The sequence below is a fragment of the Azoarcus sp. PA01 genome, from assembly GCA_001274695.2.
Taxonomy (GTDB): Bacteria; Pseudomonadota; Gammaproteobacteria; order Burkholderiales; family Rhodocyclaceae; genus Aromatoleum.
This window is the reverse complement of sequence record LARU01000002.1, coordinates 1,518,114-1,534,056: the sequence shown is the minus strand read 5'-3', so window position 1 is coordinate 1,534,056 and position 15,943 is coordinate 1,518,114. Positions and strand designations below refer to the sequence as shown.

At 66.7% G+C, this 15,943-nt stretch carries 17 protein-coding genes and 1 tRNA gene; 13 read left to right on the top strand and 5 right to left on the bottom strand.

The window, feature by feature from the left end; genetic code table 11:
• Window positions 1-5 precede the first annotated feature (5 nt).
• Both PA01_08065 and PA01_08060 read left to right on the top strand, forming a co-directional pair.
• On the top strand, window positions 6-3,089 hold the full coding sequence (locus PA01_08065; protein KON81559.1) for a molybdopterin-dependent oxidoreductase: 3,084 nt from the start codon (window positions 6-8) through the stop codon (window positions 3,087-3,089).
• A gap of 164 nt (window positions 3,090-3,253) precedes the next feature.
• Window positions 3,254-3,721: a hypothetical protein gene (locus tag PA01_08060; protein KON81558.1), complete on the top strand. Its 468-nt coding sequence runs from the start codon at window positions 3,254-3,256 to the stop codon at window positions 3,719-3,721.
• A 32-nt stretch (window positions 3,722-3,753) separates the two neighbouring features.
• On the opposite strand, the gene PA01_08055 is transcribed toward PA01_08060, so the two are convergent.
• From PA01_08055 to PA01_08045, 3 genes are read right to left on the bottom strand one after another with little or no spacing between them, the layout of a single operon-like run.
• The gene (locus PA01_08055) at window positions 3,754-4,386 is read right to left on the bottom strand and encodes a response regulator (protein ID KON81557.1); all 633 of its coding nucleotides are present in this window, start codon (window positions 4,384-4,386) and stop codon (window positions 3,754-3,756) included.
• Window positions 4,370-6,283, bottom strand: coding sequence for a PhnD/SsuA/transferrin family substrate-binding protein (locus tag PA01_08050; GenBank protein ID KON82386.2), 1,914 nt, complete (start codon window positions 6,281-6,283; stop codon window positions 4,370-4,372). Before PA01_08050 ends, PA01_08055 begins: the two co-directional genes overlap by 17 nt.
• 30 nt (window positions 6,284-6,313) lie before the next feature.
• Entirely contained in the window at window positions 6,314-6,772 is a 459-nt protein-coding gene (locus PA01_08045; GenBank protein ID KON81556.1) for a c-type cytochrome, read from the bottom strand.
• A 352-nt stretch (window positions 6,773-7,124) separates the two neighbouring features.
• Here PA01_08045 and lysM point away from each other — a divergent pair, with 352 nt between their 5' ends.
• Entirely contained in the window at window positions 7,125-7,640 is a 516-nt protein-coding gene (gene lysM, locus PA01_08040; protein KON81555.1) for a peptidoglycan-binding protein LysM, read from the top strand.
• A gap of 135 nt (window positions 7,641-7,775) precedes the next feature.
• Window positions 7,776-7,852, top strand: a tRNA-Arg gene (locus tag PA01_08035).
• Between the two features lie 290 nt (window positions 7,853-8,142).
• Here PA01_08035 and PA01_08030 read toward each other — a convergent pair.
• Both PA01_08030 and PA01_08025 read right to left on the bottom strand, forming a co-directional pair.
• Window positions 8,143-8,478, bottom strand: coding sequence for a type II toxin-antitoxin system HicB family antitoxin (locus tag PA01_08030; protein KON81554.1), 336 nt, complete (start codon window positions 8,476-8,478; stop codon window positions 8,143-8,145).
• Entirely contained in the window at window positions 8,475-8,729 is a 255-nt protein-coding gene (locus tag PA01_08025; protein ID KON81553.1) for a type II toxin-antitoxin system HicA family toxin, read from the bottom strand. Before PA01_08025 ends, PA01_08030 begins: the two co-directional genes overlap by 4 nt.
• Window positions 8,730-9,079: 350 nt before the next feature.
• Here PA01_08025 and PA01_08020 point away from each other — a divergent pair, with 350 nt between their 5' ends.
• The 9 genes from PA01_08020 to PA01_07985 all read left to right on the top strand — a co-directional run bounded on the left by PA01_08020 (window position 9,080) and on the right by PA01_07985 (window position 15,758).
• The gene (locus tag PA01_08020) at window positions 9,080-10,375 is read left to right on the top strand and encodes an RNA polymerase sigma factor (protein KON82385.2); all 1,296 of its coding nucleotides are present in this window, start codon (window positions 9,080-9,082) and stop codon (window positions 10,373-10,375) included.
• Window positions 10,376-10,671: 296 nt separating this feature from the next.
• A complete protein-coding gene (gene istA / locus PA01_08015; protein ID KAI5913076.1) occupies window positions 10,672-11,934 on the top strand; it encodes an IS21 family transposase in 1,263 nt (420 codons plus the stop codon).
• Entirely contained in the window at window positions 11,931-12,197 is a 267-nt protein-coding gene (locus tag PA01_18710) for a hypothetical protein (protein KAI5913075.1), read from the top strand. Before istA ends, PA01_18710 begins: the two co-directional genes overlap by 4 nt.
• 41 nt (window positions 12,198-12,238) lie before the next feature.
• Window positions 12,239-13,027, top strand: a complete 789-nt coding sequence (istB, locus tag PA01_08010; GenBank protein ID KON81552.1) for an IS21-like element helper ATPase IstB — start codon at window positions 12,239-12,241, stop codon at window positions 13,025-13,027.
• Window positions 13,028-13,122: 95 nt separating this feature from the next.
• On the top strand, window positions 13,123-13,491 hold the full coding sequence (locus PA01_08005; protein ID KON81551.1) for a YciI family protein: 369 nt from the start codon (window positions 13,123-13,125) through the stop codon (window positions 13,489-13,491).
• A 64-nt stretch (window positions 13,492-13,555) separates the two neighbouring features.
• The gene (locus PA01_08000; GenBank protein ID KON81550.1) at window positions 13,556-13,948 is read left to right on the top strand and encodes a YciI family protein; all 393 of its coding nucleotides are present in this window, start codon (window positions 13,556-13,558) and stop codon (window positions 13,946-13,948) included.
• Window positions 13,949-14,033: 85 nt separating this feature from the next.
• Window positions 14,034-14,477 (top strand): nuclear transport factor 2 family protein, encoded by a 444-nt coding sequence (locus PA01_07995; protein ID KON81549.1) that lies wholly within the window; start codon window positions 14,034-14,036, stop codon window positions 14,475-14,477.
• 67 nt (window positions 14,478-14,544) lie between these two features.
• Window positions 14,545-15,018, top strand: coding sequence for a VOC family protein (locus PA01_07990; GenBank protein ID KON81548.1), 474 nt, complete (start codon window positions 14,545-14,547; stop codon window positions 15,016-15,018).
• Window positions 15,019-15,269: 251 nt separating this feature from the next.
• Complete coding sequence (locus tag PA01_07985; GenBank protein ID KON81547.2) at window positions 15,270-15,758, top strand: DUF1772 domain-containing protein; 489 nt, start codon at window positions 15,270-15,272, stop codon at window positions 15,756-15,758.
• The last annotated feature ends 185 nt before the right edge of the window (window positions 15,759-15,943 follow it).

Below are 15,943 nucleotides of genomic sequence, written 5' to 3'. Positions count from 1 at the left end.
TCATCATGAAAATCGAACGTCGCGAACTGATCGCCGCCGGCGGCCTCGCCGTCTTCGCCGCCGGATTCTCCCAGACGCTGGGCCGCATGATGTCCGGCTTCGCCGGGGACGAACCCCCGGCGCACAACCTCCACGGCCGCTCGCCCGAGCCGGAATTCACCGTCGACGCCGAAACCGGCGAACTGCATCCGAACCCGAACCAGCAGGTCAGCTACACCGGCTGCCTCGGCTGCACGACGCAGTGCGGCATTCGGGTCCGTGTCGACAAGACGACCGGCAAGGTCATCCGCGTCGCCGGCAACCCGTACAGCCCGCTGTCGACCGAGCCGCACCTGCCGATGAAGGCGTCGGTGAAGGAAAGCTTCGTCGCGCTGTCGCGCTTCCAGGACCAGGGCCTCGCCGGCCGCTCGACCGCGTGCGGCCGCGGCAACGCCGCGATGGACCAGATGAACTCGCCGTTCCGCGTGCTGACGCCGCTGAAGCGCGTCGGTCCGCGCAACTCCGGGCAGTGGCAGCCGATCCCGTTCGAGCAGCTCGTGCGCGAGCTCGTCGAAGGGGGCGATCTGTTCGGCGAAGGTCATGTCGACGGGCTAAAGGCCCTGCGCGAGCTGAAGGCGCCAATCGATGCGCAAGCGCCGCAGCTCGGCGCGAAAGTCAATCAGGTCGCCGTGTGGACCAGCGTCAATGACGGCCGCGAAGCGTTCGCGCGGCGCTTCTGGAACCAGTCGTATGGCACGCTGAACTTCATCGGCCATGGCTCTTACTGCGGCGGTGCGTACCGCACCGGCTCCGGGGCGCTGTTCGGCGACCTGAAGAAGATGCCGCACGCGAAACCGGACCTCGCGAACGCCGAGTTCGTGCTGTTCATCGGCACCGCACCGGGCAACGCCGGCAACCCGTTCAAGCGCACCGGAACGCTGCTCGCGAAAGGGCGCAGCGAAGGCCGGCTCGAGTACGTCGTCGTCGATCCGGTGCTGACGAACGCGGACAACCGCGCCGCCGGCGAACGCGGGCGGTGGGTGCCGATCCGCCCGGGCACGGACGGCGCGCTCGTCATGGGCATGATGGGCTGGATGTTCGAGAACGGCCGCGTGAACACCGCGTATCTCGCGCTGCCGAACCTCGCTGTTGCGGAAGCGGCGGGCGAGCCGTCCTTCACCAACGCGTCGTGGCTCGTGATCACCGAACCGGGTCATCCGCGTGAAGGCCGCTTCCTGCGCGGCTCGGACCTCGGCATGACGATCGCCGAAGCGGACAGGTACCAGGAGGCCGATCCATACCTCGTCGTCGGTGCCGACGGCAAGCCGGCGCCCGCCGCGGCTGCCACTGCGGCGGCGCCGCTCGAAGCCGCCGGCGCGGTGACGATCGGGGATCGCGCGATCGCCGTGAAGACGTCGTTCGAGCTGCTGCGCGAGTCGGCGCTGAAGCTGAGCGTCGCCGACTATGCCGACATCTGCGGCGTGCCCGAGGCGGTCATCATCGGCCTCGCCGACGAGTTCACGCGCCACGGCCGCAAGGCGAGCGCGATTGCGCACGGCGGCATGATGGCCGGCAACGGGTTCTACAACGCGTACTCGGTCGTCACGCTGAACGCGCTGATCGGCAACCTGAACTGGAAAGGCGGCTTCGTCGTCAATGGCGGCGGCTTCAAGGATGCGGGCGCCGGTCCGCGCTACGACCTCGAATCCTTCCCCGGAGCGCTCAAGCCCGCCGGCACGCCGCTCGGACGCAACGTGCCGTACGAGAAATCCGCCGAGTTCGCGCGCCGCAAGGCTGCCGGCAAGCCTTACCCGGCGCGTGACGCGTGGTTCCCGAACGCGCCCGGGCTCGGCACCGAGTGGTTCCCGGCGATGCTGCGCGGTTACCCGTACGGAGTGAAAGCGCTCGTGCTGTGGAGCGCGAATCCTCTTTACGGCATCCCCGGCGTGCGAGCGCTCGTCGAGAAGGAGCTTGCCGATCCGAAGAAGCTGCCGCTGATCGTGGCGGTCGATCCGCTGATCAACGAGAGCAACGCGTTCGCCGACTACATCGTGCCGGACTCGCTGATGTACGAGAGCTGGGGCTGGACCGCGCCGTGGAACGGCGTGCCGACGAAAGCGACGACGGCGCGCTGGCCGGTGGTCGAGCCGAAGGCCGCAAAAACTGCCGACGGCCAGGCGATCGGCATGGAGAGGTTGTTCATCGCGCTGGCGAAAGCGATGGCGCTGCCGGGCTTCGGCCCGGAGGGGCTCGCCGACGCCGACGGCAGGCGCGTTGCGCTCGAGCGCCCCGAGGACTGGTACCTGCGCGGCGGCGCGAATATTGCGTTCGCCGGCAAGGCGCCGGTCGGTGACGCGACTGACGAGGATCTCGCCCTGTCCGGTGTCGAGCGCCTGCGGCCGCTGCTCGAAGCGACGCTGAAAGCGGACGAATGGCGCAAGGTCGCGTTCCTCTACACGCGCGGCGGCCGTTACCAGCCGGCGAAAGAGGCGAAGGACGAAACGAACGGCGAATGGCAGACGAGCCGTTTCAAAGGCGCACTGTGGCTGTGGAACGACAGTGTCGGCGGCGCGAAGAACAGCCTCACCGGCCGCCGTTTCACCGGCTGCGCGACGTGGCAGCCGCCCGTGTTCGCCGACGGCACGCCGCTGCGCGACGTGCACAGCGATGCCGACTGGCCGCTGCTCGCCGTCAGCTACAAGTCGGCGCTGCAGAACTCCTACAGCATCGCGACGCGGATCACCGGCCTGCACCCGGACAATCCGGTCATCGTGCATCCCGCGGACGCTGCCCGGCTCGGGCTCGCGACCGGCGATCTCGCCCGCATCGCGACCCCGGGAGGCCACGCCACCTGCCGCGTCATCGTCCATGAAGGCGTGATGCGCGGCGTCGTGGCCGTCGAGCATGGCTACGGCCACCGCGAACTCGGCGCCCGCGCGCACAAGTTCGGCAGCGAGCGCCAGCCCGACCGGCCGGAGTTGCGTGCCGGTATCAACCTCAACGATCTCGGCCTCGTCGACCCGACGCGCGGCAACGAGGCGATCTGGGTCGATGCGGTCGCCGGCACCGCGGTGCGCAACGGCCTGCCGGCGAAGCTCGAGCGGATTTGACCGGGGGATAGAAAAACCGAATGTAAAAACGATGACAATCGGGACGGTGGGCGGCCTATATTGAATTGGAGCGGATCGCCGCAAGCGCACCGGCGCGACATCGCTGAGCCGCGAAGCGCGCCACCGCAAAAGTGGTTTCGAGCAACTCGACGATGGAGGTTTCGATGAAACTCAAGACGTTGTTGGTCGCGCTGGCCGCCGCGTGGATTTCCGGCAGCGCGCTCGCTCAACCGGCGGGCGGCATGCCGCCGGTCGACGACACCACCCCGATCTACGGCTCGCAGCTCATGACGCAGCAAGAGCGGGCCGAGCATCGCGACCGCATGCGCGCGGCGCGCACCGCCGAGGAGCGCGAGCAGATCCGCGCCGAGCATCACGAGCGGATGGTGGAGCGTGCGAAGGAGCGCGGGGTGACGCTCCCAGATGAGCCGCCGATGCGCGGCCGCGGGATGATGGGGCCGGGAAACCACATGGATCCCGGGGAGCGCGAGCGCCTCGGCCCCGCGGACCGCATGGGGCCACGCGGGGCGAGCCCCGGGGGCGGAATGGGACCCGGCGGCGGGATGGGGCCGGGCGGCGGAATGGGCCCGGGTGGCGGGATCGGCCCGGGTGGCGGCGGGTCCGTTCGCTAATGCCGCGCACGGGCGGGGGTGAACTTCCCCGCTCAGTCGAGCGCAGCCGGGTCGGCGCGCAGCATCAGGCGCGCGAGTTCGGCCGCGCTGCCGACTTCGGTCTTTTCCATGATGTGCTGACGGTGCACGTGCACCGTCTTTTCACTGATGTCGAGTTCGCGCGCGACGAGCTTGTTCGGCAGGCCCTGCGCGACGAGCCGTGCGACTTCGCGTTCGCGCGGCGACAGGCGCGCGAGCGAGGCCAACGCCGCATCGCGAAGCGCGGTTTGCGAGCGGTCTTCGGCGTAGCGGCGCACCGCGGTCGCGACGGCGTCGAGCAGCGCCTGGTCGCGGAAAGGTTTCTGCAGGAAGTCGCTCGCGCCGTGCTTCATCGCCTCGACCGCGAGCTCGACGTCGCCGTGGCCGGTGATGAACACGATCGGCGCTGGCCAGCCGCGCGCGCGCAACGCCGCCTGGAGTTCGAGCCCGCTCATCGTCGGCATGCGGATGTCGAACACGAGGCAGCCGAGGTCGGAGGGCGGACGCTCGTGCGCGGCCAGAAACTCCTCGGCCGACGCATAGGCGCACACGCCCCAGCCGACCGATTCGAGAAGGAAGACGAGCGAGCGGCGAAACGCCGCGTCGTCATCGACGACGTGGATCATGCAGTCATCGGTTCGGGGCATTGGCGAAACCGGACTCCAAAAGAGGGGCCGTGGGAGACGAAGCGGTCGTCGAAAGCGGCAGGCTCAGGAGGAACTCGGCGCCACCGCGGCCGTCGGCGACCGGCTCGGCGGTAAGGCGGCCGCGGTGCGCTTCGGCAATCGTGCGGCAGATCGAAAGACCGAGCCCGAGACCATCCGGTTTCGTGCTGAAGAACGGCTCGAACAGCCGTGCGTGGGTCGCCGCGTCAAGGCCGGTGCCGAAATCCCGCACGACGATGCGCACGTTGTCGCCGCCCCGGCTGATAGTCACGATGAGGCGCTGTCGCTCGGGAGCTAATCCGCGCGCAGCGTCGTAGCCATTCTTCAGCAGATTCAGAAGGACCTGCTGGATCTGCAGTGAGTCGACCTCGACGCTCGTCGACGGCGGCAGTTCGTCGATCACCTCGATCACCGGCGCGTTCGCGAGCATGCCGCGGAACAGCGCGACTGCCTCGCCGACGATCTCGCGCGGCGCGACGATCTCGCGCACCGCGGCGCGTTTCTTCGCGAAATCGCGGATGCGCCCGAGGATCGCCGCCGCGCGCTCCGCCTCCCCGGCAATCTCGGAAGAGGCTTCGCGCACCGCTTCGCCGCTCAGGCGGCCGTTGTCGATGCGCCGGCGCAGGCTTTGGGCATAGTTCCCGATCGCCGCGAGCGGCTGGTTGAGTTCGTGTGCGAGCGTCCCGGACAGTTCGCCGAGCACCGACAGCCGTGCGAGGTGGTCGGCCTGCTCCTGGCCGGCACGCATTCGTGCCTCCAGTGCTTCGCGCACGGCGAGCGCAGCGCGAAGCTCGGCGGTGCGGAGGTGGACGAGATGCTCGACACGCACCGTGTACAGAATCCACGCCGCAAGCAGCACGGCCAGGAACGCGACCCACGGCCAGTAGCGCTCGGCCAGCATCATCAGGGTCGGCTCGCGCAGATTCGCGTACGGGCCGATCTGCAGTTCGCGAAACATCTCGTGCACCGACTGGTAATCGGCCGGCACCGCCCACGCCATGCCGTTCTCGGCCGGCGCCATCGCGAGCAGCGCGATCGCGACCGTCTTGGCCAGTGCCGGCGAGGTATGGCGAAGGGTCGCCAGAGGCCAGTCGGGGTAAAGCCGGGTCGAAGTCGCGCAAGGGAAGTCGGCTTCGTCTCGCCTGCCGACAACCCTGAACGCGGTCGCCCACTCCGCCCGGCTTTCCAACAGACAGGCGCGCACGATGCCTGCATCGGCGTCGCCGTTCGCGACCGCTTCGAGCACCTGGCGCATCGGAAAACCGACGGTCTTCAGCTCGGCGAAATCGCGCTCCGGATCGATGCCGAGCGCCGCCAGCTCGCGATGCACTGTCTGGTAGCCGCCAAAGCCTTCGCGCGCGACGATTGCGACGCGTCGTCCGCGCAGATCGTCGAACGCGCGGACTTCCGGGCGATCCGCACGGCTGATCACGGCCGAGCCGATGGAACGTCCCGGTGCGCGGCCGGGGCTGGCGTCGAGCGTCAGTATCCGGCTGGCGCCCCACTTGGCTTCGAGTTCGATGTAGTGGCCCGGATTCGTGATGACGAAGTCGACCGTACCGGCTGCAACGGCGTCGTCGAGCCCCTGATGATCGAGCAGCACGAGCCTGACTTGGCGCCCCGGCAGCGCAGTCTGGAGATGCTTCACGACCGGCGACCATTCGATGACCGTCGTCTCGGCGCCGAGGAACGCAAGGACGCCGATGCGGATTTCAGCGGCCGACGCCGCTGCCGCCGGCGGCGCCGCGTGAGCGGGAGCTGCGAACAGGAGCAGGACGGCGACGACGGCCAGCACGCAGCGCAGGAACTGCACGCCCGCGAACGCGCCGACCGGAAATGAACGTTCGGTCGCGGCCGGAAGCTCGGCAAGGGCGACCATCGACCACCCTTCCTCTCTTGGACTGACCGCTTATTGACCGACCGGCGGTTCGGTAAAATTCCCGCCCGCGGTGTTCGCGAGATGGGCGACTGCGCGCTGCACTTCGATATCGGTCAGATCCGCCCCCCCGCCGCGCGGCGGCATCCCGCGAATGCCGTTGATCGCGTTTTGCGTCAGCGTGTCGAATCCCTGCGCGATCCGCGGAGCCCATGCAGCGGCATCACCTGTTTTCGGCGCACCGAGCGCGCCCGTGCCATGGCAGCTCGCACAGACGCTCTGGTAAATTTCCTCGCCGCTGCGGCTGCCCGCGGTGGCTTTCGCGACCTTCAGGTCCAGCCGCGCCACCGGCTGGATCAGCGTCGCGGTCGTTTCCGGATCGGGCGCGGCCTGTTTGCCGCAGCCGGCGAGCTGAACGACGGTGAATGCCGCGACAGCGGAAAGCATCAGGCGACCAGGGCGCCTCACGAACTGAACTCGGGGTCTCGACATGCTTGCTCCTGTCTGGGGTTGGGGACGAGCCAGGTGCGAAGTATATCCGGGCCCATCAGCCCGGCCGCGGATGTCGAATGATTTGGGCTGCCCGTGCGACGCAGACAGGAACGGGAGGTGGGGAAAAGCGCAGCTTCACCGCTTGCGAACGGCCGGCCATCGTCGCCTCCGGCGCCCCTATCGCCTGCTCCGCAACGGGATCCAGAACGCCGCCCGAGCAGCCACCGGCTCGCAACTCCGCGCCGCACGCGATGCGTCCCGGTTGTAACAGTAATGCAAACGTAAAAATCTTCACGCCCGTCTCGTCTATGCTGTATGCGTTCGATGCGAACTTTTCCAGACGGAGGCAAAGATGGGACTCTTTTCGTTCATCAAGGATGCCGGCGAGAAACTCTTCGGTGGCAGCGAGGCCCATGCCGCTGCCCCGGCAGCACCGGCGAGCGCAGGCGCTCCCGCAGCGACGGCAGATACGGGCGCCGCGAATGCCAAAGCGGCTGAAGCGATCAAGCAGTACATCCTGTCCATGAACCTCGCTCCTTCCGACCTCGACGTGAAATTCGACGCCGCGACCTCCGTCGTCACCGTGTCCGGCACCGCGCCCGATCAGGCAACGAAGGAAAAGATCCTGCTTGCCGCCGGCAACGTGCGCGGCGTCGAGCGGGTCGACGATCGCTTGAGCGCCCCCGGTGCCGAGCCCGAAGCCCGCTTCCACACCGTTGCGAGTGGCGACACGCTCTCCGCGATCTCGAAGAAGTATTACGGCGACCCCAACAAGTACAACACGATCTTCGAGGCGAACAAGCCGATGCTGACCCACCCCGACAAGATCTATCCCGGCCAGGTGCTGCGCATCCCGCCGCAGGGCTGACCGGATTTCTTCCTCGCGCCCCCGGCGACGTCGCTCACGGGGTAGCGGACAGGCAGGGCCGCATGGACTTTGCAGCCGAACAGGTATAAGCTTGCGCGCTCGATTCCGGGGCTCGCCCCGACTAATCGCCCCCAAGCGCCCGTAGCTCAGCTGGATAGAGTACTGCCCTCCGAAGGCAGGGGTCGGACGTTCGAATCGTCTCGGGCGCGCCAGATACTGAAAAGCCTTGATTTTCTCGCGAAATCAGGGCTTTTTCATGTCGGCGGGACGGACGAATCTGGCACTTACCGTTTCGTCCCGGACTTATCCCTCAAGCGCGCTCAGTACGGCCGTTTAGTTCTTCTCGATCATGTTGAGCAGGACAAGGACCGGCCCTTGCGGCCGTCGGTCTCCCCGCTCCCCGTTTTACTGATCGGTCAAAGCCGACCGACTGTTCCCGCACCCGACTGGCCCGCTTTCCGGTGTTTGCCTGCCCCGGCTGGGCCTGCATTGCTTGAAACCGTCACGCGGCGGCAATACTCTTTTCAATTGCATCAGCAACCCAAGCGTTCAGGCTCTTGCCTTTCGTCTCCGCCACCATCGCGGCCCGGGCGTGCAACTCCGGCGACAGCCGCAAGCGAAACTGCCCGGAATACGGATGGTTCGGTTCCCGGTTCAGCTTCTTGCAGGTTTCGAGGTAGTCATCGACGGCTTCCTCGAATGCGGCTCGCAGCTCTGCAACGCTTTCGCCGTGAAAGCCGACCACGTCCCGGATGCCGGCGATGTGTCCGACGAAGCAACCGTCTTCCTCGCTGTATTCCACGCGAGCAGCATAGCCCTTGTGCGTCATCGTGTTCATGGTTTCACCCCAAGGTTCTCCAGAAATTGGCGCGCATCGCGCACCTGATAGGGCTTCGCTTCCTTGACCGGGTGGGGGCGGTGGAAGGTGCCGATGATGCCGCCCTTCTCGAACCGTACCCGCGAGCCGTTACCCTCGATCACCTGACAACCAATCGCCACCAACAACGCCTCGATGCGCCGCCATTCCAGCGACCTGGAAGCCGGGTCCGTGAAGATGGCGATCAGGGTTTTGCGGTGCGTAGCATTCATTCGCTGATGGTATCAAAAAGTGGAACCAATACAAGCGGCCTTCTTCACACAGCTACTTGTAGACCTTCGAGGATGGCGACAGGCGCACGAGCAGGCTCGCCGCGAACATCGCGCTGATGCACTATAACTGCGCGCCGCCCGCCTTTCTCGATGTCGATCCGCACGCTACGCAGATGTCATGGTAGGCGATGGACCGACACGTATGGCTTCGTTGGCAACGGCAAGCGGGCAGGCACCACTGCAGCGCGGCAAGGCCGTTGCTCAAAACCGGCCGCTTGCGGGCATACCGGACTGCCAGCGGTCTGATGCACGAAAATCTCCGAATGCCGAAACGCTCTCGGGAGGCCCGAATGGACGACCGTAAGGATTCACCGGACGAATCGCCCCAGCGCTCGGCGGTAGCGCCCGGCGGAGCGGCGGGGACGGTGCGTGTGCAGCTGGAGGTGATTTACCGGACCGAGTCGCGTCGGATCTTCGCGACGTTGGTCCGCCTGCTCGGCGACTTCGACCTCGCCGAGGAGGCGCTGCACGATGCCTTTCGTGCCGCGCTCGAGCAGTGGCCGCGCGAGGGCATGCCGGCCAGCCCGCGCAGTTGGCTCGTCTCAACCGGCCGCTTCAAGGCGATCGACGGCCTGCGCCGGCGTGCACGCTTCGACTTCGTCGAGGACCTCGACGACCGGCCCGACCCGGCGAGCGAGGAGGCCGCCGACGAAGACAGCGTCGAGGACGACCGCCTGCGGCTGATCTTCACCTGCTGCCACCCGGCGCTGTCGGCCGAAGCGCAGGTGGCGCTGACGCTGCGCGAAGTGTGCGGCCTCACCACCGAGGAGATCGCGCGTGCCTTCCTCGTCACGCCGCCGGCGCTCGCACAGCGCGTCGTGCGCGCCAAAGCCAAGATCCGCGACGCAGGCGTCCCCTATGAAGTGCCACCGCAGGCGGAGCTGCCGGTCCGCCTCGACAGCGTGCTGCGCGTGATCTATTTGGTTTTCAACGAGGGCTACTCGGCTTCGACGGGCGATTCGGTGACGCGCGCCGAGCTTTCGGGGGAGGCGATCCGGCTCGGCCGGCTGCTCGCCCAGCTGCTCCCCGAGCCTGAGTCGATCGGGCTGCTCGCGCTGATGCTGCTGCAGGAGTCGCGCCGTGAGACGCGCACGACGGCGGAGGGCGATCTGGTGCTGCTCGACGAGCAGGATCGCTCGCGGTGGAACCGGGCGCTGATCATCGAAGGCATCGGGTTGGTCGAGCGCGCCCTGGTCTCGGGCGGTGCCGGCCCCTATGTGCTGCAGGCGGCAATTGCCGCGGTGCATGCCGAGGCGCCCACCGCCGCCGCAACCGACTGGGCGCAGATCGTCGGTCTCTACGATGTGTTGCTGCGGCTCGACCCGTCGCCGGTGGTCGAGCTGAATCGCGCCGCGGCGGTCGCGATGCACGACGGGCCAGCAGCCGGGCTGGCAGCGGTCGATGCGATCCTCGCGCGCGGCGAGCTTGCCCACTACCACCTCGCGCACGCCGCCCGCGCCGATCTGTGCCGGCGTCTGGGCAGAACCGAGGAGTCGCGGGCGGCCTACCGACGCGCGCTGGCACTGGCCCGCCAAGCACCCGAGCGTCGCTTCCTCGAGCGGCGGCTCGCGGAGTTGGGGGCGTGATGTCGATCTTGCGGCGCGCCATTCGACCAGGGGGTACGGAAGCCGCACTCGAACACGCCCTTCGAAGGAGCTGTCACCGACCGGCACATAGGAGCCAGTTGATGATCGGCACAATGGAGCCAGCGCGTGATCGGCACATTGAGGCCAGGGCGTGATCGGCACATAGGCGCCAGCGCCGGATCGGCGTAATGGAGCCAGCAAAGTTCTGACGGACGTCTCGACCTTGAGCGGTCCATCGCTACCCTGCCGGGTTTTGGTTTGGCAGGAGGGAGCCGGTGGCCCGCAGGAGCATCGAGATGTACGAGTACCGCCAGGCCCTGATGCGCATGCGCCAGGGCGACTCCGAGCGCGAGATTGCGCGCGCGAAGCTGATGGGACGGGCCAAGGCGGCCCGTTTCCGCGAATTGGCCGCAGCCCGCGGCTGGCTCGATCCGGAGCACCCGGTTCCGGAAGATGCCGAGATCGCCGCGGCGATCGGCAGTCCGCGGCTGCCGGTGACGGCGCAATCATCGATCGCCGCGTTCCGGCCGCTGGTCGAGCAGTGGCTCGCACAGGGGGTCTCCGGCGTGGTGATCCACGCCACCCTTAAACGTGAGCACGGCTTCACCGGGCACTATTCCAGCGTGCGCCGGCTTGTCGCCACGATCGAGCGCGAGCGCCCGCCCGAGGCGACGGTGCGGTTGTCGTTCGCGCCGGGCGAGGCAGCCCAGGTCGATTTCGGCGCCGGCCCGCAGCTCGTCGATCCCGCCTCCGGCGAACTGCGCCGCACATGGGCCTTCGTGATGACGCTGTGTTTCTCGCGGCACCAGTATGTCGAATTCGTGTGGGACCAGAGCGTGCGCACCTGGCTCGGTTGCCACCGACGTGGCTTCGAGTGGTTCGGCGCGGTGCCTGCGCGCCTCATCATCGACAACGCCAAGTGCGCCATCACCAAGGCGTGCGCGCACGACCCCCAAGTGCAACGTGCTTACGCCGAATGCGCCGAAGGCTACGGCTTTCGCATCGACGCCTGTCCGCCCCAGGAGCCGCAGAAGAAGGGCATCGTCGAGGCGGGCGTCAAATACGTCAAAGGCAACTTCCTGCCCACGCGCAGCTTCCGCGATCTGGCCGATCTGAACGCGCAGGCGCGTGACTGGGTGTTGAAGGAAGCCGGGCTGCGCATTCACGGCACGACACGCATCAAACCGCTGGACAGCTTCGCCGTCGAGCGCAGTGTGCTGCGGCCGTTGCCCGCAGTACCGCCGGATCTGGGCACTTGGCATCAGGTGTCGGTGCATCGCGACTGCCACGTCAGCTTCGAGCGCGTGCTGTACTCCGTGCCATTCACCTTGGTCGGCAAGAGTTTGTGGTTGCGCGCGACCGACAGCGTGGTCACGGTCTATCAGGACTTAAACCCGTTGCCACGCATGCCCGCGCCCGTCGTCCCGGCGAGCGGCGCACCGTCATCGATCATCTGCCGCCCTCGGCGCAACGTTTCTTCGCGCACGACCGCAGTTGGTGTCTGCAACAGGCCGCGGAGATCGGAACCGCGTGCGCCCAGCTCATCGGGCGGCTCTTGAGCGACCGCATCAGTGAGCGGCTGCGTGCCGCGCAGGGCGTGCTGCAGCTGAAGAGCCGCTACGGCGCTGCGCGCCTGGAGGCGGCCTGCGAGCGTGCACTCGCCCACGACAGCCCGCATTACCGCACCGTCAAGACCATCCTCGCCGGCGGCCACGACTTGCAGCCGCTCACCCCCGTGAGTACCGAACCCTACGCCGGCCGCGCCCGTTTCGCCCGTGCGACCGCGGCGCTCTTCGCCGACGATCCGACGTCGTTTCACTGACCGGGTGCACCGCGCGCCCCCTTTACCCAAGGAGTCCCACCATGAATCCCGCCCCCGAACTGGCACCGCAACTCAAACAACTGCGCCTTTCCGGCATCCTCGATTCGCTCGACGCGCGCAATCGCCAGGCGATCGACGCGAAGCTCGCCTATACGGAATTCCTCGCGCTGCTGATCCAGGACGAGGTCGCGCGGCGCGAGCAGAAGAAGTTCGCCACGCGGCTGCGTCGCGCCGCGTTTCGCGCTACCAAGACGCTCGAAGGCTTCGAGTTCGACCGGCTGCCCTCGACCAACCGCGCGTTGGTGCATGATCTCGCGACCGGGCGCTACATCGATGAACGTGCCCCGGTGCTCATCGTCGGCCCCTGCGGCACCGGCAAGAGCCATCTCGCGCAGGCGCTCGGGCACTGCGCGGTGCGCCAGGGTCACGACGTCGTCTTCGCGTCCTGCTCGCAGTTGCTCGCGAGCCTCAACGCGGCGCGGGCTACCGGAGCCTATGAACGGAAGCTCCAGCAACTGGCGCGCGTGCCGGTCCTCATCATCGATGACTTCGGGCTGAAACCGCTGCGTTCGCCCGCCGACGAAGACCTGCATGACCTGATCGCCGAACGCTACGAGCAGACCGCCACCGTCGTCACCAGCAACCTCGACTTCACCGAGTGGGACCAGGCCTTCCCGGGTAACCGCCTACTTGCTTCCGCCACCGTCGATCGCCTGCGTCACAACGCCTACTGCCTGACGCTCGACGGAGCCTCTTACCGCACCCCGCGGCAGGGTCCGAACAAGGCCAAAACAGCCCTTGTCGGAACCCCAAAAAACAGCCAATCTTGAACCCCCGCAGACGTTCGTCAGAGCCCCTTCCAGCTGGCTCCTATATGCCGATCATCGGTGGCTCTATTGTGCCGGTCAGTGACAGGAGCAAAGCGATGAAATACCTGTGCCTCGTCTACCTCGATGAACGACGACTCGACGAACTGCGCGACGACGACTGCGTCGCCTACGACACGGAGCTCCGGTCAAGCGGCCATTGTCTCGCCTCGGAGGCGCTGCAGTCGGTCCGGACCGCCACGACCGTGCGCGTGCGCGGAGGCCAGGTGTCGGTGACCGACGGCCCCTTCGCCGAGACGAAGGAGCAGCTTGCCGGCTTCTACATGATCGAGGCGAAGGACCTCGACGAGGCGATCCGCCTCGCGGCGGGAATCCCGCCTGCGCGCGTCGGCAGCATCGAAGTGCGTCCCGTCCGGCCGATCCGCGAGACCGTCACCCGGGGCGACGCTACGACACGCGAACCCTGAAGGCTGTTGAGCGCCACGGCGGCCGATAGCGGCCCCCCTCCACCATTCACGAGGAGAACCGGTCATGAAATACCTGTGCCTGATCTGTGCCGAGAAGGTGATGGAGCAGATGCCCCGCGCCGATGCGGACAAGCACTTCGAGGAGTACCGCGAGTTTACCGACGCCCTCCGGCAAAGCGGCCATTACGTCGACTGCAACCGGCTGCTACCGCCCGATGCCGCCAGCACCGTGCGAGTGCGCAACGGCCGGGTTTCGGTCACCGACGGGCCCTGGATCGAGACCAAGGAGCAACTCGGCGGCTACTACCTTATCGAGGCTCGGGACCTGAACGAGGCGATCCAGGTGGCGTCGCGCATTCCCGGGGCGAAGTTCGGCTGCGTCGAAGTGAGACCGGTCGCGGAGGATTTGCAGACGCTGCAGGCGCTGGGTTTCGTCGCGGCGGAATCCGCCCGCTGAATCCGCGAACCGATGTCGATTTGGCCCCTCGTCGATCGACTAACAGGTAGACACACCCGTTTCACCCGCACCAAGGAGACCTGCCATGGACACCCTATCCACCCTTGCCCGCACTGAAACCGCGCTTCGCAGCCAACTGGAAGACTGGGCGCACGCCGTTCGCGCCAAGGACATCGACCGGATCTTCGCCCATTACGCGCCGGACATCGTCGCCTTCGATGCCATCGCGCAACTGCAGTTCAAGGGCGCCGACGCCTACCGCAAGCACTGGGAAAGCTGCATGACGATGTGCACGGGCCCGATGATTTTCGAACTCCACGACCTTCAGATCACCGCGGGCGACGATCTGGCCTTCGTCCACGGCCTCAACCGCTGTGGCGGCACCGGACCGGACGGCAAGGAGATGTCCGGCTGGATGCGCATGACAACGTGCTATAGAAAGCAGCACGGCGCATGGCGGGTCGTGCACGAACACTTCTCCGCCCCGTTCGACCCGCAGAGCGACAAGGCGCTGTGGCTGGAACCCTGACGCCCCCCACACCAGGTCGAGATCAATCGTGACGTGCTGATGACGACCGATTACGAAAGGAGAGACCATGCACAAGAACACGATCTGCCTCTGGTTCGACAAGGACGCCGAGGGCGCCGCCCGCTTCTACGCGGCGACTTTCCCCGACAGCCGGGTGACTGCCGTCCACCGAGCGCCCGCTGATTACCCATCCGGCAAAGCCGGCGACGTGTTGACGGTGGTATTCACGGTTGCGGGCATCCCTTGCCTCGGCCTCAACGGTGGGCCGGCGTTTCCGCAGACGGAGGCCTTTTCGTTCCAGATCGCTACTGACGACCAGGAAGAAACCGACCGCTACTGGAACGCCATCGTCGGCAACGGCGGGGCAGAGAGCGCCTGCGGCTGGTGCAAGGACCGGTGGGGCGTTTCATGGCAGATCACCCCGCGCGTATTGACCGAGGCGCTGGCCGTGGGGGGCGAGGAGGCCAGGCGTGCCTTCGAAGCGATGATGACGATGCGCAAGATCGATGTCGCTGCCATCGAGGCGGCCCGACGCGGCTGAGCGCCGCGCTGGCGTGCGGCTTTGCCTGTGTTGGCGGAGACATGCCATGAAACTCTGGACTGCAATCGTCACGGACAACGTGCAGCAATCGAAAGACTTCTACACTCGTCAAAGCCGCACTTCGCCGCCAACCCGCTCCGCTCCGAGCGCTACGCCATCTCGAAGCAGACAAGGACGTTGGCCAGGCATCGCTTACTCACCTGTTTCGTGACGCGGCGATCTACGTCCTCGACACCCGTGAGACAGCTCTTGTGAAAATACTGCGATTCCTCACGATTATGTTGACGGCGCTCAGTCTGAGCGCCGCGTTTGCCCATCTTTTGGAGATGCCCGCCAAACTCCAGTATGACGGAGCGCTGTGGCTCCACCTCCTGCAAACGCTCTATCCGACTTTTGGGAAGGTTTCAGGGGTTTGTGAGATCGGTGCCGTTATCGCCAGTGCAGTGCTCGTTGTCGCTATCCGTAAGCGCCCGAAAGCACTTCCCTGGACGTTGCTTGCCGCATTGTGTCTTGCTGTGACGCATGCAATCTTCTGGATTTGGGTTGCTCCGGTGAACGCTGCGCTGTTGCCACTGTCACCTGAGACGCTGCCCGCTGATTGGACGCGCCTGCGGGACCAGTGGGAGTTTGCGCACGCGTCACGCGCCATTCTTCAGATTATCGCGCTTGGTGCGTTGGTAATTTCGATTCTCGCCGAACTTGCGCCGAACACACGCCCTGCACGGGAAAGATCAGAATGAGCCGGCTAGCCACGGGTTGCGACGGATGGTCCGCGGCGTTCACGAAGAAGCGGACCCGGCATGCAAGGTGCGGTAGCCCCGCGATCATCGCTCGCGCTGGCGGCTTGGCTCGGTCGGTTCAGGGCGGTGAAAAGGGTGCGCTTGCGGTCACTTCTCGGGCCATTCGTTTACGTAAGCCTCCCCGT